The sequence below is a fragment of the Klebsiella sp. C239 genome (assembly GCF_048822715.1).
GTDB lineage: Bacteria > Pseudomonadota > Gammaproteobacteria > Enterobacterales > Enterobacteriaceae > Klebsiella > Klebsiella quasipneumoniae.
Window position 1 is genome coordinate 24,269 of record NZ_JBMEZK010000013.1, and the last position, 25,638, is coordinate 49,906.

Consider the following 25,638-nt stretch of genomic DNA (forward strand, 5'->3'; position numbering starts at 1 on the left):
AGTCGTCTCCGTTACACCTTTTCCACGTTCACGAGGAAAGCTTTGAACTCCGGCGTCTGCGTGTTCGCATCACCGACGAACGGCGTCAGGGTATTGGCAATAAAGCCTTTTTTCGCCACGCCCTCATAGCCCCAGTGAATAGGAATGCCGATGGTATCGATATCCTTACCGTCCACTTTCAGCGTGCGAATACGTTTGGTCACCACCGCCTTGGCCTTGATGTAGCCGCGGTTGGAGGAGACCTTGACGGTATCGCCATGGCTGATGCCAAGCTTATTCGCCAGTTTTTCACCGATCTCCACAAACTGCTCCGGCTGCGCGATGGCGTTAAGCAGCGCGTGCTTGGTCCAGTAGTGGAAGTGTTCGGTCAGGCGGTAAGTGGTGCCGACGTACGGGAATTTCTCCGCTTTGCCCATCTGCTCGAGATCGCCTTTGAAGACGCGAGCGGCCGGGTTAGAGACCACGTTCGGGTGCAGCGGGTTAGTCCCGAGCGGCGTTTCAAACGGCTCGTAGTGTTCCGGGAACGGTCCTTCCGCCATCTTATCGATAGCGAACAGACGGCCCATCCCTTCCGGCTGCATGATAAACGGACCGACGTCGCTGCCAGGCGCGGCGGCGCTGTAGTCCGGAATATCCACGCCGCCCCATTTCGCGCCGTCCCACTTCAGCAACTGACGTTTAGGATCCCACGGTTTACCCTGTGGGTCCGCGGAGGCGCGGTTATACAGGATGCGGCGGTTGAGCGGCCATGCCCAGGCCCAGCCCAGCGTATTGCCCAGACCGGACGGATCGGCGTTATCGCGGCGCGCCATCTGGTTGCCTTCCGGCGTCCAGCTTCCGGCGAAGATCCAGCAGCCGCTGGAGGTCGTGCCGTCGTCGCGTAGCTGTGCGAAGGAGCTCAGCTGCTGCCCTTTCTTGACGATCACCGCGCCGGTCGCCGGGTCGGTAATATCCGCCAGCGCTTTACCGTTGCTTTCCATCGCCACTTCTTCCGACGCCGGCTCATGCGGTGTGGAGTAATTCCACGTCATGTTGAGCACCGGATCCGGCGCCGGGCCACCCTCTTCGGCATACATCTTACGCAGGCGAGTGAAGATACCGGCGAGGATTTCGCCATCGGTGACAGCGATCCCCGGGGCGTCCGCGCCTTTCCAGTGCCACTGCAGCCAGCGGCCGGAGTTGACGATAGACCCGTTCTCTTCGGCGAAGCAGGTGGACGGCAGACGGAATACTTCGGTCTGGATTGTCGACGGGTCAACATCGTTCGACTCACCGTGGTTTTGCCAGAAGGTGGACGTTTCGGTATTGAGCGGGTCGATGGTCACGAGGAACTTCAGCTTCGACAGGGAAGCGACGACCTTGTTTTTGTTCGGGAACGAGGCGACCGGGTTAAAGCCCTGGCAAATATAGCCATTCACTTTGCCCTGATTCATCATCTCGAAGTACTGCAGAACGTCGTAGCTCTTATCCCACTTCGGCAGCCAGTCAAAGCCCCAGCTGTTTTCTGCTGTCGCTTTATCGCCGAAGAAGGCTTTCATCATGGAGACGAAAAACTTCGGATAGTTGCCCCAGTAGTTGACCTGGTCTTTCAGCAGCGGCTTCGGCGTGTTAGCCGTCAGGTAGGTCTGCAGGTCGGCCTGTTTTTCGTTAGGCAGCGACATGTAGCCCGGCAGGCTGGTAGAGAGCAGGCCGAGGTCGGTCAGACCCTGGATATTGGAGTGGCCGCGCAGGGCGTTGACGCCGCCGCCTGCCATCCCCATGTTGCCGAGCAGCAGCTGGATCATCGCCATGGTGCGGATGTTCTGCGCGCCGATGGAGTGCTGGGTCCAGCCGAGAGCGTACAGGAACGACGCGGTTTTATCCGGCGCGCTGGTTTCGGCAATGTATTCACAGACTTTGAGGAAGTCGGCCTTCGGCGTACCGCAGATGTTTTCGACCACATCCGGGGTATAACGGGAAACGTGCTGCTTCAGCAGGTTCCAGACGCAGCGCGGATGTTGCAGCGTGGTATCGCGTTTGGCGAAGCCGTTTTCGTCCAGCTCATAGTTCCAGCTGGTTTTGTCGTACTGGCGTTTTTCTGCGTTATAGCCGCTGAACAGCCCGTCGTCGAAGCTGTAGTCCTCACGCACGATCAGGCTGGCGTTGGTGTAGGCTTCGGTGTATTCGCGGTTGAATTTTTCGTTATTCAGCAGGTACAGGATCACGCCCGACAGGAAGGTAATGTCGGTACCGGAACGAATCGGGGTATAGAAATCAGCCACCGACGCCGTACGCGTGAAGCGCGGATCGATAACGATGAGTTTGGCACCGTTATGGATTTTGGCTTCCATCGCCCAGCGGAATCCCACCGGATGCGCTTCAGCGGCGTTACCGCCCATCACCACGACCAGGTTGGCGTTCTTAATATCCACCCAGTGGTTGGTCATCGCACCGCGACCAAATGTTGGAGCAAGACTTGCTACCGTTGGTCCGTGTCAGACACGCGCCTGGTTATCCACCGCCAGCATCCCGAGGGCGCGGGTGAATTTTTGCGTTAAATAGCCGGTTTCGTTACTGGAAGCGGAGGCGCACAGCATCCCGGTGGTCAACCAGCGGTTGACGGTGGTGCCGGCGTCGTTTTGCGCGATAAAGTTGGCGTCGCGGTCCTCTTTCATCAGCTTCGCGATGCGATCGAAGGCTTCGTCCCAGCTGATTTGCTGCCATTTATCGGAGCCTGGCGCGCGATATTCCGGGAATTTCAGGCGGCTTTCAGAATGGATAAAGTCCACCAGACCGGCCCCTTTCGGACAGAGCGCACCACGGTTAACCGGATGATCCGGATCGCCTTCGATATGGAAAATGGATGCTTTGGCGTTTTTTGCGCCGTCGCCGAGGCTATACATCAACAGCCCACAGCCGACAGAACAGTATGTGCAGGTGTTACGGGTTTCGCGTGTGCGCAGCAATTTGTACTGCCGTGTCTCCGCGAGCGCAGTTGCCGGGGCAAAGCCCAGCGCTGCTGCCGTGGTTCCCGCCATACCGCCAGCGCAGATCTTAAAGAACTGCCTTCTGCTGACCTGCATGGTTCGCTCCTTGTTTCGACATTGTCACATGTAGTTATTTGCTTTGCGGTGAAAGCCGCAAAGGTTCAGAATTAGGGCATATTTCCCTCATTCCTGAAGGGATAAAAACAGAATACCACATTGTGTGTATGCCTGTTCCAATACGGTTAAAGCAAAGTGAACAAGAAGCCTCTCGAACAAATCGAAAATGTGACGAACATCACAGGATATCGCCGGGTCTCCCTCTGGAAGCGCGAGGATCTGCAACACCCTCAGCCAGATGAGTTAGCGGAAGAGGTCCCCGTCGCGCTGGTCTACAACGGTATCTCCCACGTAGTGATGATGGCCACGCCGAAAGACCTCGAGCAATTCGCCGTCGGCTTCTCCTTATCCGAAGGGATTATTGAGCATCGGCGGGAGATTTTCGGCATGGACGTGGTGTCGATGTGCAACGGCCTTGAGGTGCAGATTGAACTCTCCAGCCGGCGTTTTATGGGGCTCAAAGCCCGGCGACGCGCGCTGGCCGGGCGCACCGGCTGCGGGGTATGCGGCGTCGAGCAGCTCAATGATATTGGTAAGCCGGTCCAGCCGCTGCCGTTCACCCAGACGTTCGATCTCGCCAACCTCGACCAGGCTCTGGCGCATCTTAACGACTTTCAACCGATCGGCCGACTCACCGGCTGCACCCACGCGGCCGCCTGGGTCCGGTCGACGGGCGAACTGGCGGGCGGTTTTGAAGACGTCGGCCGGCATGTGGCGCTGGATAAACTGCTCGGCCGGCGGGCGGAAATCGGCGAGGGCTGGCTGCCTGGCGCCGCGCTGGTATCCAGCCGCGCCAGCTATGAAATGGTGCAGAAAGCCGCGATGTGCGGCGTCGAGATCCTGTTCGCGGTATCAGCAGCTACCACCTTAGCGGTGGAAGTCGCCGAGCGCTGCAACCTGACGCTGGTGGGCTTTTGCAAGCCGGGCAGGGCGACGATCTACACCCACCCGCAGCGTTTGAATGCGGGTTAAAAGTTGATCAGTAAATTTGAACAATGACAGCAAATCCTTCCGCTTTTTGTTTAGCGATGTGCGGGCTACTATTTAACACATCAAGGCACAACGCCTTATCTAAACAACTAAATGAAAGGGTTTATCTCATGAAAAGCATCAAAACTTTTGTCGCAGTAATCGCTATGGCCGCCTCTTTTGCTTCCTTCGCTGCTGAAACCGTCACCGCTACCGCGACAACGATGGACGGCGCGGAAGCGAAAATCGCCGCACAGGCCCAGGCAGCAGGCGCTTCGTCTTACAAAATTACCGAAGCGTTTACCGGCAACCGCGTGCATATGACTGCGGAACTGAACAAATAAGCGTAACGCTACTGTCGAAAGAGCGCCTCAGGGCGCTTTTTTTGTTTCCGCTTTGGCAAAAAACAGCCACTATTTCCCACCGCCGCGAAAAAAATGTGGCAGTACTCACGTTTCCGTTCTTTTCTTAAATCCCCATTATTACCGCAAATAAAACATCTTCAATGCTGAATATCTCGATGTTTTAACTCTATGAAATATAAAGATATTAAAACCAGAAAGCGATGAAGATCACTCTCTTTTAATGAGATGTTTATCACAAAAATAAGTGCGATATCACTCCTGTCAACTATTCACGGACCTAATTTAATACGCATTATGTGATCTCCATTGCAAATAGAAGTCTTGCAGTCAGGGAAAAATGTCGTCAGGCAAATGAGCGAGGAAGCGTCATGAAAATTGGCATCGTTATTAGCGGCGGGGATGTTTCGGGAATGAATAATTTTATATTCCAGATTGCCAGGCAGGCTGATGCCGAGATCACCCTGTTTAATGGCGGTATTCCTGGCCTGCTGGAGAAAAATCATCAGGATATCGCGTGGCGCGATCTGGTTGATTTCTCTATTACCGCTGTGCCGATCATTACCTCCGGACGCACCAGTCGCAAACTGCAGCGCAGCGAATATGAAATGATTGCTAAAAAACTTAAATCGTTGCGTATTGATGTGCTTATTATGGCCGGGGGGGATGGCAGCCTGCAGTTTCTCAATACCCTAAGTGAATTTGATATTAATTGCTTTGGCGTGGGAATGACTATCGATAATGATGTGTATGGCAGTGATTATACGATTGGTTTTTCCACGGCCTGCGAGCAGATTATTAAAGAAGTCTCCCGTTTAAGAAATACCGGAAGAGCGCTGCCGGGGCGGGTTTTTATGGTTGAGATATTAGGAGGTTATTGTGGAGAACTAACGTTACAGTCCGCCATTAAATGCAATGCGGATATTGCCCTGATCCCGGAGGCGCAGATGCCGCTGGCCATGCTTGCGGAACGGATTACCCGGAAGCTGAGCATGCAGAACAGCGTCGTTATCCTCTGCTCAGAAGGCTACACCAAAGAGTACTCTCCCGGCTTTCAGGGAGCGATTGATACCATGATCAAACAGCTGGAACCGCAAATTGGCGTCCGTATCCGTAAAACGATTGTCGGCTATGGCTTACGCAGCGGTGACCCGACCTGTGAAGAGATTTATCAGGGCACCATTATGGCCAGTGAGGTGGTTCGCTGTATTCAGTCAGGTATGAAAAATAAAGCCATAATAATTAATTCCAGTAATAAACCTATTCCGATTGATTTAGTCAGTATGAAAAAACGTCTGGTCGATACTGAAGGACATCATTATAAACTTGCCAAGCAACTCAATATTATTTGAGGAGACCCCCCATGCTGAAAATTTTATGCGTATGTGGCTGCGGCCTCGGTTCAAGCTTTGCCATTGAAATGACGGCGAAGGCAGTTTTAAAAAAGCTGGAAATTCCCGCTCATATTGAACACACCACCGTATCCGAAGCTGGAGCCTTTAAATCGGATATGATTTTGACGCAAAAAACCTTTGCCGACATCTTAACCGCTGATGCCACTGAAGAGGAAATTAAACGCGTCGTGGTGCTCAATAAACTTACGGATAAAGAGGAAATTGAAACCAAAATCGTCGCATTCTTAAAAGAACGTCATCTGAAGGTGGCTGATTATGAATAGCTTCGTTGCGTTTATCGTTAAGGATTTACTTGGTCAGGCATCTATTCTTATTGCTTTTATTGCCATGCTTGGCCTGATCCTGCAAAAGAAATCCCCGGGCAAAACCGCGGAAGGGACGTTTAAAACGCTGCTCGGCTTCTTAATTATGATGGCCGGGATCAACATCATTGTCGCCACGCTAACCTTCCTCAACGATATCTTCACCCAGGGGTTTGGCATGAAGGGCTACATTACCGATGTGGCCGCCATCGCCGGGTTAGCGAATCGGGAATTAGGTTCGGAAGTGGCGCTGACGCTGCTGGTGATCTTTGCCGTCAATATTATTATCGCCCGTCTGACGCCGCTAAAATATATTTTCCTGACCGGTCAGGCGCTGCTGTGGATGGCGACGATCGGCGCCGTGATTGGCTATAAATCCGGGCTCACCGGCGTACCGCTGATTTTAACCGGGGGCATCTTCGGCGGCGTGATGGCGGTGTTAATGCCGGCCCTGGCGCAGCCGGTGGTCAGGCGCATAACCGGGTCTGACGACGTAGCCTTGGGGCACTTTTGTACCATCGGTTATCTGGTGCAGGCCGCCGTCGCGAAGGTCGTCGGCAAAGGTTCCCGCTCCACGGAAGATCTCGAGCTGCCTGATAACTTTAAGTTTCTGCAGGATACCTATCTGGCCATGGCGGTGGTGATGGTGCCGATGTATCTCATCCCGGCTATCGCGGCGGGTCCGCAGTACATCGCGCAGTTCTCCGGCGGGATTAACTACCTGATGTATGCCTTTATGCAGTCCATTCAGTTTGTCGCCGGGGTTTTTGTCCTCTATAGCGGCGTGCGTTTATTGCTCAATGAGCTGGTGCCGGCCTTTCGCGGTATCGCGATGCGTATTGTTCCGGATGCGAAGCCGGCTCTCGATTGCCCGGTACTGTTTCCTTATGCGCCGAATGCGGTGATTGTCGGATTTCTGGCGACGACCGTCGGCTCGATTATCGGCATGCTGGTCTTCCCAATGTTCGGTCTGGCGATGATCCTCCCCGGGCTGTTAACCAACTTTTTCGCCGGCGGTACGGCAGGGGTATTTGGCAACGCGCTGGGCGGACGCCGCGGGGCAATGATCGGCGGGGTTATTCACGGTCTGTTTATCACGTTTCTGCCGGCCATTCTGATGCCCATGCTGGAGAGTTACGGCTTTACGGGCGTCACCTTCAGCGACTCTGACGTCATCAGCTCGGGTCTGGTATTAGGCCACGCCTTCCAGAATAACTGGCTCTTTGTCGCCTTATTTATTGTGTTTGTCGCCGCACTGGCATGGTTTGTCAACGGGAAATCCGCTAAGCCGAAAGGGGAAAATGTTCATGAGTCTGTATAATTTCAATGAGATTTTAAAAATCGCCCAAGAGAGAAATTTTAAAGCGATTGGCTCGTTTAACTTGCACTGTATTGAGATGCTACCGGCATTTTTCAAAGCCGCGCAAAACAGCCACAGCCCGTTAATGATCCAAATTTCAACCGGGACCGCGGAGTACCTCGGCTATCGTTTGCTGGTCGACGCCGTGCGTTCATTAGCGGACAGTGAAAATATTCCAACCTGTCTGCATCTTGACCACTGCTCAGATATTAAGGCCATCGAGACGGCAATGAACGCGGGCTTTTCGTCGGTGATGTACGACGGCTCACATTTAAGCCTTGAGGAAAATATCGGTAATACGCGAATAGTGGTGGAGATGGCCCGCCCGCGCAATATTACGGTAGAAGGCGAACTGGGGGCGATCGGTGGGTCAGAGGATGGAAAAGCGGTGGCGGCGGAAGATATCTGTTTTACCACCGTCGAAGACGCGAAACGCTTTGTGGAGGAGACCCAGGTCGATATGCTGGCCGTCTCGGTGGGCACTGTGCATGGCCTCTACACCGGTAAAGCGCAGATACAGCACCAGCGGCTGAAACAGATTAGCGCGGCGACCGGCGTGCCGCTGGTGCTGCATGGCGGTACCGGCGTCAGCGATGAGGATATGCGGCTGGCCGTCACCGAAGGGATTAATAAAGTGAACGTCGGGACGGAAATGAACGTGCAGTGGGTTGACCGCTGTAAGACGACGTTTGAGAAAGGGAAAGTGAATGACAGCGTACGGAAATTCTTAATTCCCGCCAACCAGGCTGTCACTGATGTCTTAATGGAAAAAATGGCGTTATTTAAATAACGTTTTCTCCGTCACTCTCTATTTCGTTGCCCTGTCTTCCGCCAGGGAGGGAACTTGCTATGTTTGAATCATTGAAAACGTTGTGGAAAAAAGAGCAAACCCCGCTGCAGGATTATGATCAACAGTCCCGTCAGTTGGCGGAGGAGATTGCCAGGCTGGAAGGCGAACTACAGCGCCAGCCTGGCAATAGCGAGGTGCAAAAAACATTGATGCTGACTTACAACCGGGCGCTATCCATATATGCCAAAAGCACCACCCACCGGCAGGATATTGATACGCTGTTTCTGCAGATTGATAATTTACGCAATATTATTCGCCGCAATATTTAGGAATACAGAATGACCATAAAAGAACTGCTTATTGAGGCCGATGCCATTCAGGTTGGCGTTGTGGAGTCCGACTGGCAGCGGGTAATAAAGCTGGCTGCCCGCCCGCTGGAGGCAAAAGGCTTTATTTCGACCGAATATAGCCAGGCGGTGATCGACAATACCCTGAACCATGGCGCCTATTACGTTTTCGATGAAGGTATTGCTATCCCCCATGCCCGACCCGAGTGCGGCGTCAGACGCAACTGCTTTAGCCTGGTGCTGTTGGAAAAGCCGATTCCCTTTGCAGACAGTGAAAAGGCCGACATCGTCATTATGTTTGGCGCCCGGGATAGCAATGCGCATATCGAGGAGGGGATCCGCTCCATCGTCGCGCTGCTGGATAACAATGACACGATGGCCAAACTGCGGATGGCCCGCAGCCGGGAGGAGGTTGTCGCATTACTATGAACAGACATCTGACCCCAGTCTGCAAAACGGCTATTTTAATCAACGGCATTCCGGCTTCGGGGAAGAGTACCATCACCCGTTTGCTGGCGGAGACCTTCAGCCTGCCGGTATTGACGATCGACGGCATCAAAGAGCCGTTTATGGCGCGTCTGGCCCCGGTCGACCGGCCAATGAATCGCCAACTGGGCTGCGCGGCGTATGAGGTGATCTGGTCGATTGTCGGCGCATCGCCTGCCAGCATGGTCTGGTTGATCGACGCCTGGTTCGGCTTCCAGCCCCGGGAGACCTTGCAAAAATTGCTGCAGCAGGCGGGCGTGGAGCAGGTGATTGAGATCTGGAACCATATCTCCCCCGAGCTGGCGGTCGCGCGCTATGCCTCGCGGCTGGCGACGCGGTCGCCGGGCCACCCCGGCGAAGAGTATCTGCCGGAGCTGGCCCAACTGGCCGGGCGTGCGCAGCCCATGTCTTTAGGGCCCCTTCTGACGATAGACCAGCGGCGCCCGCTGGAGATAACGCCGGTTATTCAATGGCTTGAAGGCACAATTAGCGGACAACGCACCGGTCTGGCGAATTTCGCATACCCGTCCTAGGGCATACCCGCCAGCCGCAGCAGCGCCGTCACCACCGCCGCGGCGATAATTACGCCGATCAGCGGCACCTTGCGCCAGGCGAGGAACACCGCGACGGCAACGCCCAGAACGCGCGCCATGCCGGCGAAATGCGCGCCTTCATAGAAAGTGGTGGCCAGGGCGACGGAAAAAAGCAGCACCGTCGCCGCATCGGAAAGCAGCGCCTGCGAGCGCTCGGAAAAGGCCAGCCGATTACCAAGCTTCGCGCCGCCAAGACGCATCAGATAGGTTCCCAGCGACAGGATGGCGATACCGGCGATAAACAGCGTCATATTGCCCATTATTTTTTCCTCGACAGTAAACCAAACAGCGAGAGCAGCACCGGCAGCCCGGTAGGCGCAAACGGCACGGCGGCAAGCGCCAGCGCGGCGCCGCTGGCGGCGCGGATCAGCGTGGTACGGTTTTTAAAGGCCGGGATCACCAGCGCCAGCAGGATTGCCGGGAAGACCGCATCAAGCCCGATGGTCTCCGGCGCCGGCAGCAGTTTGCCGACGGCGGCGCCGGTGAGCGTACCCAAAGGCCAGATCAGCGCCACGCCGGCGCCGCACAGCCAGTAGGCCGCTTTGCGCTGCGCGGGGGTGGGCTGCGACAAGCCAAAGACCACACTCTCGTCGTTCATAATGTGGCACCCGATAAAGCTTAAGGCGCGCTGACCCACCAGTTCACGCACGGTCACCCCGAAAGGGATATGACGCGCGTTGACTAACAGGCCAGCGGCGGCGGCGGCCAGTGGGCTACCGCCGCTGGCGACAATGCCGATAAACATAAATTCAGAGGCGCCCGCCAGCACGGACACCGAAAGCACGAGCGGCACCCATAAGGGGAAGCCGTAAGCCACCGCCAGCGACCCATAGGACATGCCCACCACCCCGACGGCGAGGCAAACTAAAGCAATCGCTTTTATCGTGTCTCCGCTGAGACTGGAGAGAGTTTGTTTCATATCACTTAGCCATATCGAACGAATTTCCATTATAATGAACACATAATGATCGTTTTTCAAGGCGAACGAATCGTTCGATATAAAAAACAAAGGGGCGGGTATGACACAGCCAATCAGCGTTATCGCCAAAAGTCTGGTGCGGGAGCGGGCGCGGACCGGGCTTTCGCTGGCGGAAGTCGCGCGTCGGGCGGGTATCGCCAAATCCACGCTATCGCAACTGGAGTCCGGCAACGGTAATCCTAGTCTGGAAACGCTGTGGTCGCTCTGCGTGGCGCTGGATATTCCATTTGCCCGGCTTCTTGAGCCGCAGGTGAACAAAACGCAGGTGATCCGCCGCGGCGAGGGGACAAAAGTGGTGGCGGAGCAGGCGAACTATCAGGCTATTTTGCTGGCCGCCTGCCCGCCCGGCGCGCGTCGGGACATCTATTTGCTGCTCACCCAGCCCGGCGCCGACCGCATTTCGCATCCGCATCCGCCAGGGTCAGTGGAACATATTATCGTCACTCAGGGGCGCGCGCGGGTAGGATTGACGTCGGCGCCGGAAGAGCTCGGCGAGGGCGACTATATCTGCTACCCGGCGGATCAGGAGCATGTGTTTCAGGCCCTGGAGCCGGATACGCAGGCGCTGCTGATCGCTGAGCAAAACTGACATCGCACCGGCGGGCGTCGCGCTCTCGCTGGACGCCATAGCCGTATTGCGGGACACTAGCCGCATTCTTCCGCGAAGACAGGCATACCTATGTCGCTGAAAGCCATTGCTAAAGAACTTGGGATCTCGGTTACGACCGTCAGCCGCGCGTTAAACGGCTATGATGATGTGTCGCAGGAGACCCGTGCTCGCGTCGAGGCTGAAGCGCAGCGTCGCGGATATCGGCCAAACACGTTCGCGCGTCGCCTGAAAATGGGCAAAATCGACGCCGTTGGCCTCGTGTTCCCCGTGCGCCCCGCGCCGCTGAATAACAACGTCTTTCTCGAAATGGTGGGAGAAATCAGCCACGAACTGGCGCGCTATGAGATTGATTTACTGCTGATCGCCGATGATGAACAGGCCGATAAGCACGGGTATATGCGCATGGTGCAGAGCCGTCGCGTCGATGCGCTGATCGTCGCGCATACCCTGGACGACGACCCGCGCCTGATTCAGCTGCTCTCTTCCGGCTTTCCTTTCCTCGCGCTGGGCCGTAGCCGCCTGCCGCAGCCCTACGCCTGGTTTGATTTCGATAACCAGGCGGGCACCTACCGCGCCACCCGCCATCTGATTAGCCAGGGGCATCGGCGCATCGCGCTGCTGAGTGAAAATAATAATCAGGCGTTTATTACCCAACGGCGCAACGGTTACCTGGAAGCCCTGCGCGAAGCGGGCCTGGCGGAAACCTGGCTGCGCAGCGTGCCGCCCACCCGCCGCGGCGGGTTTCAGGCAACGATGGAGCTGCTGCGCTTGCCTGAACCGCCAACGGCGATTGTCACCGACTGCAACACCCATGGCGACGGCGCGGCGATGGCCCTGGCTCAGCTTGGGCGTCTTACCGGCGCCGATCGCGTCTCACTGGTGGTCTACGACGGTTTGCCGCAGGACAGCATCATCGACACCCCGGTAGGCGCAGTGGTTCAGTCCACCCGACAGGGAGTGGGCCGCCAGATAGCCACGATGGTCCGCCGCTTAATCGCCGGCGAGGATCTGGCCTCGCTCCAGGTGCTCTGGCAGCCCGAATTCATCCCCGGCGAAACCGCCTGATACCGCTCTCCACAGATTAATTTCCTGAACTCGATCACGGATCCGAAACGTTTTGGTTGGCGTCCGAAACGTTTCGGATCAACAGTAAGGCATTCCTTGAAGTGGAGATGTCTAATGTCTGATTCGATTATACGCCTGCAAAGCGCAGCGGCTGACGTGGTGATCAAAACCCACCCTTTCGCCGAAATTATCTACTGGGGGCCGCATTTAAGCCACTTTTCGCCGCAGGATGCCGACAGCCTGACGCGGCCGGTCGCCAATGGCCGCCTCGACGTCGATTCCCCGGTCACCTTAATGGCGGAGCTGGGCCATGGTCTGTTTGGCGCTCCGGGCATTGAAGGCCATCGCCAGGGGCTGGATGCCTCGCCGATTTTCGCCACCAGCGAAGTGCGGCACGAGGGCCAGACGCTGACCCTGGTCAGCGAAGACCCGCAGGCCGGTCTGCGGTTGTGCAGTGAAATCCAGCTTGATAGCAGCGGCGTGCTGAGCGTGCGCCATGGCGTGACCAATCTGCGCGCCAGCCCATGGCAGGTGGATCGCCTGGCGGTCACGCTGCCGGTCGCCGAGCGCGCTCGCGAGGTCATGGCTTTCCATGGCCGCTGGATCCGCGAGTTTCAGCCCCATCGTCTGCTCCTTGAACATGACAGCTTTGTGCTGGAGAACCGCCGCGGGCGTACCTCTCACGAACATTTCCCGGCCCTGATCACCGGCAGCCACGCCTTTAGCGAGATGCAGGGTGAAGTCTGGGGCGTGCATCTGGGCTGGAGCGGCAACCATCGCCTGCGGGCGGAGGTGAAAACCGATGGCCGCCGCTATCTGCAGGCCGAGGCGCTCTATCTGCCTGGCGAAATGGCGCTGGCGGAAGGGGAAACCTTATGGACGCCGTACCTGTATGCCAGCTATTCGGCGAACGGGCTGAACGGCATGAGCCAGCAGTTCCATCGTTATCTGCGCGAACGGATTATTCGCTTCCCGGGCAACAAGCCGCGCCCGGTGCATCTCAACACCTGGGAGGGGATCTATTTCGACCACGATCCGGACTACATCATGCGCATGGCGGATGAAGCAGCGGCGCTGGGCGTGGAGCGTTTTATCATTGACGACGGCTGGTTTAAAGGACGCAACGACGACTGGGCGGCGCTCGGCGACTGGTATCTCGATGAGGACAAATATCCCCACGGCCTGACGCCGGTTATCGACCACGTGAAGTCGCTGGGGATGGAGTTCGGCATCTGGGTGGAGCCTGAGATGATTAACCCGAACTCCGATCTCTACCGCGCCCATCCCGACTGGGTGCTGGCGCTGCCGGGCTATACGCCGCTTCCCGGGCGTCATCAGTTTGTCCTGAACCTGAATATTCCGGAAGCTTTTGATTATCTGCTGGAGCGGATGAGCTGGCTGCTGGGCGAGCACGCGGTGGATTATGTGAAGTGGGATATGAACCGCGAGCTGGTGCAGCCCGGGCATAACGGTAAAGCTGCCGCCGATGCGCAAACCCGCCAGTTCTATCGCCTGCTCGATACGCTGGTGGCCCGCTTCCCGCATATTGAATTTGAATCCTGCTCCTCCGGCGGCGGTCGTATCGATTATGAAGTCCTCAAGCGCAGCCATCGCTTCTGGGCTTCTGACAACAATGACGCCCTTGAACGCAATACCATCCAGCGCGGCATGAGCTACTTCTTCCCGCCGGAGGTGATGGGCGCGCACATCGGTAATCGCCACTGTCATGCCACCTTCCGCCAGCACAGTATCGCCTTCCGCGGCCTGACGGCGCTGTTCGGTCATATGGGGCTTGAGCTGGATCCGGTGAGCGCCGATGAAGAAGAACGCGCCGGGTACCGGAAATACGCGGCCCTGCATAAGCAATGGCGCGACGTGATCCATCACGGCGTGCAGTGGCGGATGGATATGCCGGACGCCACCACCCTTGCCCATGGCGTCGTCAGCCCGGATAAAGCGCAGGCGATTTTCCTCGTCAGCCAGCTGGCGATGCCGGACTACACCCTGATGGCGCCGCTGCGCCTGGCGGGGCTGGAGGCGAGCGCCCGCTATCAGGTGACGCTCCTCGATCATCCGAACATACAGATCACCGGCGAGGGCGGCCACACCATGCGGAAGCTGCCGGCATGGATGACGACGCCGCAGACCGTAAGCGGTGAGTGGCTACAGCAGGCGGGGTTGGCGCTGCCCATCCTCGACCCGGAAAGCGCCATTCTGATTGGCCTGCAACGCGTGTGATGGTACCGGGCCGCGCCGCGGCCCTTCTTGAGGAAAATATAATGAACCCGACCGTCTGTACCCACAAAAACAACCCCAACTTCTGGATTTTCGGGCTGTTCTTCTTTCTCTACTTCTTCATCATGGCCACCTGCTTTCCGTTTCTGCCGATCTGGCTGTCGGACGTCATCGGCCTGAATAAAACCGAAACCGGCCTCGTTTTCTCCAGCCTGTCGCTGTTCGCCATCTGTTTCCAGCCGATCCTCGGTGTGATCTCTGACAAGCTGGGGCTGAAAAAACACCTGATGTGGATCGTGACCGTGCTGCTGGTGCTGATTGCTCCCTTCTTCCTCTATGTTTTCGCTCCGCTGCTAAAAACCAATATCTGGCTCGGGGCGCTGAGCGGCGGCGCTTACATTGGCTTTGTGTTCTCCGCCGGCGCCGGCGCGATGGAGGCCTATATCGAACGGGTAAGCCGCAACAGCGGGTTTGAATACGGCAAGGCGCGCACCTTTGGTTGCCTGGGCTGGGCGCTGTGCGCCACCACGGCGGGGATGCTGTTCAGCGTTAACCCGGAGTGGGTGTTCTGGATGGGCTCGGCCGCCGCGCTGCTGCTGGTGGTGCTGGTGGCTATCGCCAAACCGCAGGCCAGTCAGTCCGCGCAGGTAATGGACTCGCTCGGCGCCAATCGCCCGGCGATCGATTTAAAAACGGCGGTGCGCATGTTCCGCCAGCGGAAGATGTGGATGTTTATTCTGTACGTCATCGGCGTAGCCTGCGTGTATGACGTTTTCGATCAGCAGTTCGCCACCTTCTTCAAATCGTTCTTCGCGACCCCGGAAGCAGGCACCCGTGCCTTTGGTTTCGCCACCACCGCGGGAGAAATTTGTAACGCCATCATTATGTTCAGCTCGCCGTGGATTATTAACCGCATCGGGGCGAAGAATACCTTGCTGATTGCCGGGATGGTGATGGCGGCAAGAATGATTGGCTCTTCCTTCGCCACCACCGCCGCGGAAGTGGTGGCGCTGAAAATGCTCCATGCGCTGGAGGTGCCGTTCCTGCTGGTGGGCGCCTTTAAATATATTACCGGCGTGTTTGACGTCCGGCTGTCGGCGACCATTTACCTGGTGGGCTTCCAGTTCGCCAAGCAGGTGGCGGCGATCTTCCTCTCCGCCTTCGCCGGCAATATGTATGATCGGATCGGTTTCCAGGAGACCTATATGATCCTCGGCGGTATTGCCCTCACCATCACTTTAATATCGGCGTTTACGTTAGCGGGTAAGACGAAAACTGAGCCGCTGCGCGATAATGCGATGACGGTTTAATCATTGGAAGGTAAGATCACATGGATGTGACTGAAAGATAAGGATATTTTTATGGTGAAAATGAAAGAGCGGATAAGCAGCGGTAGGCATTAAAATATAAGGAATGAACAATAACCGCCAGAATTGTACCAGGCTTTACCCTATATAAGGGCTATAACTTATTCTTCTTTTTGTAAAAAAGAGATAATCCTTTCGGTCAATAAAAGTTAACTCCCTCATACTCGTGATGAGCTGTAATGATATCATCACACCTCTGTATTTCCTGTCTGGAAAGCTTGATATCTTTTTATTATTTTATTTTTCTCAATTAACGTATCTTAATAAAGATGACCAGTAAAATAAAAATGCGAGGCCAGAGTATGGATCTATGTAACGCAGCAACATGTGAACTGGATTACATTCCTGGCAGAGTTCACAATTTATAGTGAACACCATTGTTAGAGGGTATGATCAATCACCATGGCATCGATTAAAGACGTAGCGAAAAGAGCTGGGGTCTCGACGGCGACCGTATCACGAGTCCTGAATAATCACCCCAGCGTAGTCGCGGAAACGCGTAAGGCGGTGCGGGAGGCGATGGATTATCTTTGCTATGTTCCCAGCAAAAGTTCGTTTCAGCTTAGCGGGAAATGTTCAGGGCTGATTGGTGTGGTTTTGCCTAATCTGGTGAATCCTCACTTCTGTGAACTGCTGGCGACGGTGGAAGAAGAGGCCCGGTATATCGGCAAATCGGTGATCGTTAAAACGCATCAGAATCAGCCGCAGCAGGATAAACATATTATTCAGGCCTTAGTGGGGATGGGCATTGACAGTTTGCTATGGGTGCCGACAGAAGCAGAAGCCGAACTTTCAGAATGGTTAAGCATTACCCGGATCCCGGTCGCCGTCGTCACCCAGGTATCCCGGTTCTTTAATTCCGTATCGATTAATCAGGACCGGGGCGCAGAAAGTATTGCGGAACATTTTATTCATACAGGCCATCTTTCATTTGGCTTTGTGGCCCAGGAAGGGGTGGATAGCCGTAAGGTTTCGTCGTACAGCAAAAAAATAGCGAGTCACGGTTTAAAGCTTGCTAAAGATAATTCGTTCTGGATAGCCAAAGGCGAGGGTGAAAAGATATCAGGCCATATTAGTATTCTTGATGATGTTATCGAGAAACTCAGCGAGCCGACGCGAACCTGTACATGCCTCTTAGTGTATAATGATATTGCGGCAAACTATATTATCGATGGACTAAAAGAAAAAGGCATCTCCGCTCCTGAAGATATTGCGATTGCCAGCTTTGATAATACCCTACTGGCGCAAACAAAAAAAATCACCAGCGTTGCACAGCCGGTAAATGAAATTGCTCACCTCGCGTTTCAGATGGTGAAACATCAACAGCAGCCGGACAGTATTGAAATGCACGAAATTGTCTCTCGGTTAATTATTCGTGAGAGCAGCGTAAAAATTAATATTACTTCCCTGTAAGGGATTTATGTTTAGAAATGGCGCGAAATTTGGCGCCATGGGCTCCTTTTAACAAAAAATAGGTGTATTTATGTCTGCTACCGCAATGGAAAAGCCAAGCGCTTATGAAAAGCTGGGGCTGAGGGAGAAGATCGGCTACGGCATGGGTGACGCCGGTTCAGGAATGATATGGAGCGTACTGGCGCTCTATCTGACGTGGTTCTATACCGATGTCTATGGCCTCAATGCCGGAGTGGTGGGCACATTATTCCTGGTGATTCGCATCTTCGACGCGTTTAGCGATCCGCTGATGGGGGCAATCTGCGACCGCACCGTGTCGCGCTGGGGAAAATTCCGTCCATGGCTATTATGGATGGCATTTCCGTTTGGTCTGGGGGCGGTACTGATGTTCACGACCCCAGAGCTCAGCATGAACGGCAAGATTATTTATGCCTGGGTTACCTATCTGGTTATGTCGCTGATTTATACCGCGATTAATATTCCCTATTGCTCGATCGGCGGCGTCATTACCCTCAATCAGAAAGAGCGTATGGGCTGTTTGTCATGGCGCTTTTTCCTGAATGGCCTGGCAACATTAATTATCTCCTCCTCTATTCTGCCGTTAACGGACTGGCTGGGTAATGGCGACCGCGCCTCCGGTTTCCAGCTGACCATGGTCATTATGGGTGGTGCGGCAACGCTGATGTTCCTGTTCTGCTTTTCCAGCATTAAAGAGCGGGTGGTATCGGTTAAGCAAAACGAGTCGTTGAAAAAAGACCTGCGGGACATTATTAAAAACGATCAGTGGCTCTTAATGATCTCTATTACTTTCCTGAACGTTTTTCCGGCATTTATCCGCGGTGGCGTCACTATTTATTATGCGACTTATGTCATGAAGGCGTCTGTCGGATTTATTACCTTCTTTATGGCGCTGGGCGTGGCCTGTAATATGCTGGGCAGCGTGCTTGCCAAACCGCTTACCGATCGCTTTGATAAGCTGGCGCTATTCCGCATTATTAACATTATTCTCGGTATTCTGTCATTTGCGCTGTGGTTTATCGATCCGCAATCACTGACCCCGCTGATGGCGCTATTTATCGTCATTAACATTCTGCATTTAATTCAGTCTGGCCCCATCCTGTGGGCGATGATGTCCGACGTCGATGACTACGGTGACTGGAAATTTGGTAAACGCCTGACCGGCATCTCCTTTGCGGGAAACCTGTTTATGCTCAAAATGGGGCTGGCGGTCGCTGGCGCAATCGTCGCCTGGATTCTGGCGTTTACCGGCTATGTCGCGAATGAGCCGCAGCAGAATTCTCAGACTATTCAAGGGATTATTATGATGTTCTCACTGTTGCCGATGGTGAGTTATTTCATCAGCGCGTATCTGGTGCGCTACTTCAAGCTGAATAACGCGTTCCTTGAGAAAATCAAAACGGATCTTGCAAAACGTGAGCTGGAAAAAGGTCGCGATTAATCGCCAGCGGATCAGGCTATCCGTACTATTTATCATTAAATATCAGTATTAATCAAATCAGAATTTTTTTAATTGATTTTCTGTTCATAGCAGAGGAGGTTCTTCATGACGCATGATAATTATTATGACGTGACGCAGTGGCATATCGGTAATCCTAACAAGGATATCGGCGAAGTTATCAACAGTATTATCCTCGATATTAAAAAAGGGCAAACTGCAACCGATATTAATAATGGCGGAAAACCCGGTGCCATCATCTATATCCCACCAGGCGACTATCATCTGAAGACGCAGGTTTTGATCGATATCAGTTATTTAAAAATAATGGGTGCCGGACACGGTTTTGTCTCCTCAAGTATTCGTTTCAATACGCCAGCTGATGACTGGGCGAATTTGCATGATATTTGGCCGGGTGGCAGCCGTATTCTGGTCGATATTTGTGCGCACCCCCGTGATGAAGAACACGCTGGTGCTGCATTTTACGTGAAACGCAGCGGAGCGCCGCGAATTAGTTCTGTAGCGTTTGAAAACTTCTGTATTGATGGCCTGCACTTTATTGATGATGGGCTGGGAAAAAACGATCCGGAAAATAGCTATACAAACGGCAAAACCGGGATTTATATCGCCAGCGCTCAGGATGCTTTTCGGATTACAGGCATGGGATTTATCTACCTTGAGCATGGTCTCACGACATATAATAGTGATGCTATGGCGATCCATAATAACTTTATCGCCGAATGCGGTAACTGCATCGAGCTTCGTGGCGCCGGCCAGGCTTCTAAAATAACCGATAACCTGATTGGCGCAGGCTATAAAGGCTATTCGATTTATGCCCAAAACTTCGGTGGGTTATTAATTTCCGGCAACAATATCTTTCCGCGTGGCGCCAGCAGCGTTCATTTATCTGGCGTTGTTCGTTCCACTGTGACCGGTAATCGGTTGCACTCATTTTATCCAGGAATGTTGGTTCTGGAGAATAACTGTGCGGAGAATCTCATCGCGGCAAATCATTTTTTCCGCGATCGCGAACCCTGGCCGCCGATGCAGGCCTATGACAATGGCCTGGATGATGCCTATGGTCTGCTGCATATCAATGGTAGTCATAATTCGGTGATTGCCAATCATATTTCCGAAACGATTGATATCCAGTACCTTCGGCCGCAGGGAACAAAGCCGGTCATCATCCGACTGGTTTCCGGTAAAGGGAACTACCTTGCGAATAATCATATTGTTGCGACCACGGAAGCGTCAGCGCAGCAGGCGCAATCCTCTGAAGAGGACGCTTGCTTTGCGGCTCAGGTCAGCGCTTTGCTGATGACGGATAGATTAAAAGCCCTTGATGCGGTCGCGGTGCTGGTAGAAAAAGCGTCGTCTCTAAACACGATACTTGATTGCGGCAATAGTCAACAGGTGATGATGGACAGAGCGACGAATGCCTTCAGGGCTACGCCAGCTCCCGGCAATATATAGATGGAATAAACCGGCAGGAGACGCGACGGCGCACGGTCAGTCGTCCTTCCCAGCGTCGCAAACAGCTGCCCCGCTCAGCACAGCGGGGCAATCGTGGGTTCACGCCAGATAAAACACTTCTTTGAGCTCCGCGCTCAGCGGGCTGTTGTCCGGGTTGCTGGGCATCACCTCGCGCATGTATTTCCACCAGCGCTGGCACACTTCCGTGCTGGCGACCGCCTCCCAGCGGGCTTCCGACTCAATCTCCACCGTGGCGAACAGCAGGTGGCGTTCTTTATCGAGATAGATGGCGTAGTGGTGCGCGCCGTGGGCTTTCAGCGTAGCCTCCAGCTCCGGCCAGATGGGGTTATGACGGCGCTGGTACTCCTCGTGCGCGTCGGGGTTCACCTGCATGACAAAGGCTTTACGGATCATAATGCCTCCAGATAGAGCTCGCGGACCTCATCGCGGCTGGCGGGGCGCGGGTTACATGGCGCGCACGGGTCGGCCAGCGCTTTGTCCAGCCAGCCTTCGATATCGGCTTTGCTGACGCCAAGCTGGCTGAAGCCCTGGGGGATCCCCACGCGTTTGCTCAGCGCGCGAATGGCGTTAATGGCCTCCATGCTGGCGGCTTCATCGCTCATGCCGCGGGTATCGACACCCATCGCCTGCGCCACGCGGGCGAAGCGCGCCACGGCGTTCGGGCGGTTAAAGTTTTCGATGATCGGCAGCAGGATGGCGTTGCACACCCCGTGCGGCAGGTTGTGGGTGGCGCCAGGCTGATGGGCCAGGGCGTGTACCAGCCCGAGGCCGGCGCTGTTGAACGCCATGCCCGCCAGATACTGGCCAAACGCCATCTGCTCGCGGGCCTGCAGATCGTGTCCATCGTCTACCGCTTTCGGCAGCCACAGGTTGATCAGGCGGATGGCCTCGAGGGCGTTGGCGTCGGTCAGGGGATGGGCGCCAACGGAGACAAAGGCCTCAATGGCGTGGGTCAGGGCGTCCATGCCGGTGGCGGCGGTAACGGCTGGCGGGATGTCGAGCATCACGCTGGCGTCGTCGACGGCGATATCCGGGATCAGGTTCGGGTCGATAATCACCTCTTTTACCTGACGCTCGCTATCGATAATCACTGCGTTGCTGGTCATCTCCGCCGCCGTGCCGGCAGTGGTGTTGATGGCCACCAGCGGCACGCCAGCGTTTTTCACTTTGCCGACGCCGGAATAGGCTGTGGAGGGGCCAGGGTTGGCGGTGAGGATTTTTATCGCCTTGGCGGTATCAATCGGGCTGCCGCCGCCGAAGGCGATCAGGTAATCGCAGCGGGCCGCCTGGTACGCCGCATAGCCTTGCTGCACCAACGCTTCGGTAGGGTTGGGGAACACGTCGTCAAACAGCTGATATGCCATCTGCTGTTCATCCATCGCGGAAAACAGACTGTCCAGCAGGCCCAGCTTCACCAGCTGCCCGTCGGTGACGATCAGCGCCTTGCCCCACTGTTTGCTCGCTACCAGCTTGACCATATCGCCGATAGCGCCTGCGCCGTGGAGGCTGATTTTAGGTAGTGCCAACATAAAACTCATGATAATTCTCCTTAATGTTGATTTTGGGAAATCCGTTTCCCTTCACCCGCTCCCGGGTCGCGGCTGGCGCCTTCCCCGGGCTACAGGTTCACTGGCGTCTGCAGGCCGGTAGCCAGGACAGGTGCGTAGCACCGCCTCCGGGATTTAGGGTGAAGGGGAAATTAACATCGTCTTCGCTGCAGCATCCGCCGGGTCATAATCGGCAGGGAGATAACCACGATCAGCATCGCGCCGATAATCACCGACATCACGATGCCGGGGACGTTGAGCAGGCTCAGGCCGAAGGTCACCAGCCCCATCAGAAAGGCGGCGATGATCACCCCGGGCATGCTGCCGGAGCCGCCGAGAATATTGACGCCGCCGAGCACCGCCATGGTGACAACCGCCAGCTCCCAGCCCATCGCCAGGGTAGGGCGGGTACTGCCGAGCCGTGAGGTCAGCAGGACCGCCGCCAGTCCGGCCATCAGCCCGACCAGCGCGAACAGCGCCAGGTTATGGCGCTTCACGTTGATCCCGGAGTACCAGGCGCCGGTCGGATTATTGCCGATGGCGTAGGTCCGGCGACCAAAGTTGGTTTTATGCAGCAGGAAGGTGAAGGCGGCCGCGAGGAGGATAAACAGCGCAAACTCAAAAGAGAGCGCGCCCCACACGTACCCCTGGCCGAACCAGGCAAAGCTCTCCGGGTAGTGGTTGAGCGCCTGATCGCCCAGCAGGATATAGGTGATGCCGCGATACAGGCTCATGGTGCCGATGGTGATCACGATCGACGACAGGTTAAAACGCGTCACCAGGATACCGTTGAACAGGCCGCACAGCAGACCCACGCCCAACCCGACCAATACCAGCAGCGGCGTATCCATCCCCGCCGCCGCGCAGAAGCCCATCACCGTTGAGCTGAGCGCCATCGTCGAGGCTACCGACAGATCGATTTCCCGGGCGATAATCAGCATCGCCATCGGCAGGACGACGATCGCTTTCTCGGTAAAGGTGAAGGTGGCGTCCGACAGGTTCCAGATATTAAGGAAATAAGGGGAAGCCAGGGCGTTGCCGATAAATACCGCCAGGGTGACCGCCAGTAAAAACCCTTCCCAGCACAGCAGGCGGCGCAGCGGCGACGGCGCGGCCGGGGCGTTTTTCATCTCTTCAGATACCATCATCTTGCTCATGATTTCACCCCCTGTTTCTGCCGGGCTAGCGCCGCGTTACGCAGGATTAACCGCCCGTGACCGCGATTGCCGCGCTCGTTAAGCAGCACCGCCATGACGATCACCGCCCCGGAAATCGCCATTTGCCAGAACGGTGAGATGCCGATCACCGGCAGGGCATTATTGATGACGCCGAGGAACAGCGCGCCGCACAGGCAGCCCAGCACCCGTCCGCTTCCGCCCATGGTGCTGATACCGCCGATCACGCAGGCGGCGACCACCTGCAGCTCAAAGCCGTTCGCTACGTCGACATAGGCGACGGCGAAGCGCGAGATCCACAGATAGCCGCAGAAGCCGGCCAGCGCGCCGGAGAGACAGAAGCTGACGAACTGCATTTTCCCGGCGTTAATACCGGTGTAGTACGCCGCCGTCGCGTTGCCGCCTGCGGTGTATAAAGCCCGGCCGGTGCGGCTGTAGCGCAGGAAATAACCCACCAGCAGCAGCGCGGCGATGGCGCACCAGCTCAGCAGCGGCAATCCCAGGAGGGCGCTGCGCGGCAGACTGAGGAAATCAGCGCTCATCTGATGTGAGTTAACCCAGCCGCCGTCGGTCAGCAGAAAGATAATGCCGCGATAGATACTCATGGTGCCCAGGGTCACCACGATGGCGGGAATGCCGAGGCGCCAGACCAGCAGGCCGTTAATCACCCCCATCAGCAGGCCCAGCAGGGTTGCCAGCGCCAGCAGCGCCACCACCGGAATACCCGGATAGTGGGCGTTAAGCAGGGCGACGATCATCCCGGTCAGCGCCAGGTTGGCGGCCATCGACAGATCGATGCCTTTGGTGAGCAGCACCATCATCTGCCCGAGGGCGAGGATGATAAGGATGGCGGTATCGTTAAACATCTCCACCAGATTGCCCGGTGAAACGAACGATGGCGCCCGGCTGCCAATGGCGCCGATCATCAAAATGATGACCACCGCCAGCAGCGCTTCGCGATGCTTCAGCCATGCGTGTCCCATCATGCTGCCTCCTGGCCAATGCCGCTGGCGGCGCTAACGATGGTTTCCGCCGTCGCTTCCCCGGCCCGGTACTCGGCGACCATCAGCCCTTCGTGCATCACGATAATCCGGTCGGCCATGCCCATCACTTCGGGCAACTCTGACGAGACCATAATCACCGCCAGCCCCTGGCTGACCAGCTCGGACATAAACTGATGCACGGCGGCTTTAGAGCCGATATCGATGCCTTTGGTCGGCTCGTCGAGGATAATCACCTCGGGATGGGTCGCCAGCCATTTGCCGATCACCACTTTCTGCTGGTTGCCGCCGGAGAGGGTCTCCACCGGCTGCCGCCAGCTGAAGGCTTTAACCTGCAGGCGCGAGGCGTACTCGTCCGCCAGCCGCCATTCCCGGGCGTCGTTCAGGACGCCGTTAGGGTTGAGCTTACTGAGCTGCGGCAGACTGATGTTTTGGGCGATGGGCAGGGCGATGATCGCCCCCTGTTTCTGCCGCTCTTCCGGTACGCAGACGATGCCCGCGCGGATGGCGTCGGCGGGCTGGCGAAAGCGCATGGGGCTGCCGTTCAGCCGGATCTCGCCGGAGGAGGGATGCGTTACGCCGGAGAGAGCCTGCATCAGCTCGGTGCGTCCGGCGCCCACCAGGCCGTAAAAGCCGAGAATTTCTCCCTTGCGCAGGCTGAAGCTGATATGGGCAAACTCGGTGGGGTGACAGAGGTCTTGCACCTCCAGCACCGTTTCCCCTGGGGTACAGTCAACTTTCGGGTAGGTTTGGGTAATCGCGCGGCCCACCATCATCGCCACCATCCGCTCTTCGGTGATGTCGTTTATCGCTCCGGAGCTGACGTAAACGCCGTCGCGCAGAATGGTGTAGTAGTCCGCCAGCTCGAAAATCTCATCAAACTTATGCGAGATAAACAGGATCGCTTTGCCATCCTGCTTCAGACGCTCAACGATCTGATAAAACTCCAGAATTTCATGTTGCGAGAGCGCGGCGGTCGGCTCATCCAGGATCACCACCTGGGCGTCGAAAGCCAGCGCCCGGGCAATCGCCACCATGTGCCGTTGGGCGATGCTGAGCGTTTTCAGCGTGGCGCGCGGGTCGATCAGAACTTCAAGCCGGGCGAGGATCTCGCCAGCCCGGCGATGCATCGCAGGCCAGTCGAGCGTTTTGAGCAGCCCCTTATACAGATACTGGCCGACGAAAATGTTTTCGCTGACCGAGAGTTCGTCAAACAGCACGGTTTCCTGGTGAATGGCGGTGATCCCCACCTTGTGCGCCGATTCCGGCGTCGGCAGATGAATGGGGATCGCTTTATAGAGGATCTCCCCCTCTTCGGGCTGATAAATACCGGTCATGACTTTGACCAGCGTGGATTTCCCCGCGCCGTTTTCGCCGATGAGGGCGGTCACTTTGCCGGGCCAGAGATCAAGCTGTACGTTCTCAAGGGCACGCACACCGGGAAAAATCTTGGTGATGCCCTTCAGCGACAGCAGTGGCGTTGATGCTGACATGATAGTTCTCCGTAAAATCGCCCCTCACCCTAACTCTCTCCCCAAAGGGGAGAGGGAACGGTCCGGCGCCCGCTGGCCGCATCGCGCAGAGGGCCG

At 56.0% G+C, this 25,638-nt stretch carries 24 protein-coding genes; 16 read left to right on the forward strand and 8 right to left on the reverse strand.

The window, feature by feature from the left end:
• Positions 1-11 precede the first annotated feature (11 nt).
• Positions 12-3,062, reverse strand: coding sequence for a formate dehydrogenase-N subunit alpha (gene fdnG, locus ACOI6Z_RS24225; protein WP_090101691.1), 3,051 nt, complete (start codon positions 3,060-3,062; stop codon positions 12-14).
• Positions 3,063-3,218: 156 nt separating this feature from the next.
• On the opposite strand from fdnG, the gene fdhD reads away from it, so the two are divergent.
• From fdhD to ACOI6Z_RS24270, 9 genes are all read left to right on the forward strand, one after another.
• Positions 3,219-4,055: a formate dehydrogenase accessory sulfurtransferase FdhD gene (gene fdhD, locus ACOI6Z_RS24230; RefSeq protein WP_065813264.1), complete on the forward strand. Its 837-nt coding sequence runs from the start codon at positions 3,219-3,221 to the stop codon at positions 4,053-4,055.
• A gap of 128 nt (positions 4,056-4,183) precedes the next feature.
• Entirely contained in the window at positions 4,184-4,396 is a 213-nt protein-coding gene (locus ACOI6Z_RS24235; protein ID WP_023291501.1) for a YdgH/BhsA/McbA-like domain containing protein, read from the forward strand.
• A gap of 389 nt (positions 4,397-4,785) precedes the next feature.
• Complete coding sequence (locus ACOI6Z_RS24240; RefSeq protein ID WP_023291502.1) at positions 4,786-5,766, forward strand: 6-phosphofructokinase; 981 nt, start codon at positions 4,786-4,788, stop codon at positions 5,764-5,766.
• 11 nt (positions 5,767-5,777) lie between these two features.
• Complete coding sequence (locus ACOI6Z_RS24245) at positions 5,778-6,092, forward strand: PTS sugar transporter subunit IIB (protein ID WP_004203640.1); 315 nt, start codon at positions 5,778-5,780, stop codon at positions 6,090-6,092.
• A complete protein-coding gene (locus ACOI6Z_RS24250; RefSeq protein ID WP_420687534.1) occupies positions 6,085-7,452 on the forward strand; it encodes a PTS sugar transporter subunit IIC in 1,368 nt (455 codons plus the stop codon). The genes ACOI6Z_RS24245 and ACOI6Z_RS24250 overlap by 8 nt, the downstream gene beginning before the upstream one ends.
• Positions 7,439-8,281: a class II fructose-bisphosphate aldolase gene (locus ACOI6Z_RS24255; protein ID WP_032429032.1), complete on the forward strand. Its 843-nt coding sequence runs from the start codon at positions 7,439-7,441 to the stop codon at positions 8,279-8,281. Before ACOI6Z_RS24250 ends, ACOI6Z_RS24255 begins: the two co-directional genes overlap by 14 nt.
• Positions 8,282-8,340: 59 nt before the next feature.
• Entirely contained in the window at positions 8,341-8,610 is a 270-nt protein-coding gene (locus ACOI6Z_RS24260) for a hypothetical protein (protein ID WP_017899833.1), read from the forward strand.
• Between the two features lie 9 nt (positions 8,611-8,619).
• On the forward strand, positions 8,620-9,057 hold the full coding sequence (locus tag ACOI6Z_RS24265; protein ID WP_004203645.1) for a PTS sugar transporter subunit IIA: 438 nt from the start codon (positions 8,620-8,622) through the stop codon (positions 9,055-9,057).
• Positions 9,054-9,647 carry an AAA family ATPase gene (locus ACOI6Z_RS24270; protein ID WP_065813438.1) on the forward strand — a complete coding sequence of 198 codons (594 nt, stop codon included), beginning with the start codon at positions 9,054-9,056 and terminating at the stop codon, positions 9,645-9,647. Before ACOI6Z_RS24265 ends, ACOI6Z_RS24270 begins: the two co-directional genes overlap by 4 nt.
• Here ACOI6Z_RS24270 and ACOI6Z_RS24275 read toward each other — a convergent pair.
• The gene (locus ACOI6Z_RS24275) at positions 9,644-9,967 is read right to left on the reverse strand and encodes an AzlD domain-containing protein (protein ID WP_008807893.1); all 324 of its coding nucleotides are present in this window, start codon (positions 9,965-9,967) and stop codon (positions 9,644-9,646) included. The two genes, ACOI6Z_RS24270 and ACOI6Z_RS24275, sit on opposite strands and share 4 nt — an antisense overlap.
• Positions 9,967-10,626 (reverse strand): AzlC family ABC transporter permease, encoded by a 660-nt coding sequence (locus ACOI6Z_RS24280; RefSeq protein ID WP_044520898.1) that lies wholly within the window; start codon positions 10,624-10,626, stop codon positions 9,967-9,969. Before ACOI6Z_RS24280 ends, ACOI6Z_RS24275 begins: the two co-directional genes overlap by 1 nt.
• A gap of 100 nt (positions 10,627-10,726) precedes the next feature.
• Here ACOI6Z_RS24280 and ACOI6Z_RS24285 point away from each other — a divergent pair, with 100 nt between their 5' ends.
• The 7 genes from ACOI6Z_RS24285 to ACOI6Z_RS24315 all read left to right on the forward strand — a co-directional run bounded on the left by ACOI6Z_RS24285 (position 10,727) and on the right by ACOI6Z_RS24315 (position 20,305).
• Positions 10,727-11,275, forward strand: coding sequence for a helix-turn-helix domain-containing protein (locus tag ACOI6Z_RS24285; RefSeq protein ID WP_002882865.1), 549 nt, complete (start codon positions 10,727-10,729; stop codon positions 11,273-11,275).
• Between the two features lie 90 nt (positions 11,276-11,365).
• Positions 11,366-12,361, forward strand: coding sequence for a substrate-binding domain-containing protein (locus tag ACOI6Z_RS24290; protein ID WP_032454463.1), 996 nt, complete (start codon positions 11,366-11,368; stop codon positions 12,359-12,361).
• Positions 12,362-12,475: 114 nt separating this feature from the next.
• Positions 12,476-14,599 carry an alpha-galactosidase gene (locus tag ACOI6Z_RS24295; protein WP_065813437.1) on the forward strand — a complete coding sequence of 708 codons (2,124 nt, stop codon included), beginning with the start codon at positions 12,476-12,478 and terminating at the stop codon, positions 14,597-14,599.
• 41 nt (positions 14,600-14,640) lie between these two features.
• Positions 14,641-15,906, forward strand: coding sequence for an MFS transporter (locus ACOI6Z_RS24300; RefSeq protein ID WP_050534194.1), 1,266 nt, complete (start codon positions 14,641-14,643; stop codon positions 15,904-15,906).
• 459 nt (positions 15,907-16,365) lie between these two features.
• The gene (locus ACOI6Z_RS24305) at positions 16,366-17,376 is read left to right on the forward strand and encodes a LacI family DNA-binding transcriptional regulator (RefSeq protein WP_117136904.1); all 1,011 of its coding nucleotides are present in this window, start codon (positions 16,366-16,368) and stop codon (positions 17,374-17,376) included.
• Positions 17,377-17,446: 70 nt separating this feature from the next.
• Positions 17,447-18,835: a glycoside-pentoside-hexuronide (GPH):cation symporter gene (locus ACOI6Z_RS24310; protein WP_263062768.1), complete on the forward strand. Its 1,389-nt coding sequence runs from the start codon at positions 17,447-17,449 to the stop codon at positions 18,833-18,835.
• A 105-nt stretch (positions 18,836-18,940) separates the two neighbouring features.
• The gene (locus ACOI6Z_RS24315; RefSeq protein ID WP_420687535.1) at positions 18,941-20,305 is read left to right on the forward strand and encodes a NosD domain-containing protein; all 1,365 of its coding nucleotides are present in this window, start codon (positions 18,941-18,943) and stop codon (positions 20,303-20,305) included.
• Positions 20,306-20,404: 99 nt separating this feature from the next.
• Here the strand turns inward: ACOI6Z_RS24315 and rhaM are convergent, their stop codons facing one another.
• The 5 genes from rhaM to ACOI6Z_RS24340 all read right to left on the reverse strand — a co-directional run bounded on the left by rhaM (position 20,405) and on the right by ACOI6Z_RS24340 (position 25,542).
• Complete coding sequence (gene rhaM / locus ACOI6Z_RS24320; RefSeq protein ID WP_025710935.1) at positions 20,405-20,719, reverse strand: L-rhamnose mutarotase; 315 nt, start codon at positions 20,717-20,719, stop codon at positions 20,405-20,407.
• Positions 20,716-21,864, reverse strand: coding sequence for a lactaldehyde reductase (gene fucO, locus ACOI6Z_RS24325; RefSeq protein WP_065813165.1), 1,149 nt, complete (start codon positions 21,862-21,864; stop codon positions 20,716-20,718). Before fucO ends, rhaM begins: the two co-directional genes overlap by 4 nt.
• Before the next feature lie 161 nt (positions 21,865-22,025).
• Positions 22,026-23,030: an ABC transporter permease gene (locus ACOI6Z_RS24330; protein ID WP_032454468.1), complete on the reverse strand. Its 1,005-nt coding sequence runs from the start codon at positions 23,028-23,030 to the stop codon at positions 22,026-22,028.
• The gene (locus ACOI6Z_RS24335; protein ID WP_072096694.1) at positions 23,027-24,034 is read right to left on the reverse strand and encodes an ABC transporter permease; all 1,008 of its coding nucleotides are present in this window, start codon (positions 24,032-24,034) and stop codon (positions 23,027-23,029) included. The genes ACOI6Z_RS24330 and ACOI6Z_RS24335 overlap by 4 nt, the downstream gene beginning before the upstream one ends.
• Positions 24,031-25,542, reverse strand: a complete 1,512-nt coding sequence (locus tag ACOI6Z_RS24340; protein WP_064158483.1) for a sugar ABC transporter ATP-binding protein — start codon at positions 25,540-25,542, stop codon at positions 24,031-24,033. Before ACOI6Z_RS24340 ends, ACOI6Z_RS24335 begins: the two co-directional genes overlap by 4 nt.
• Positions 25,543-25,638: the final 96 nt, after the last annotated feature.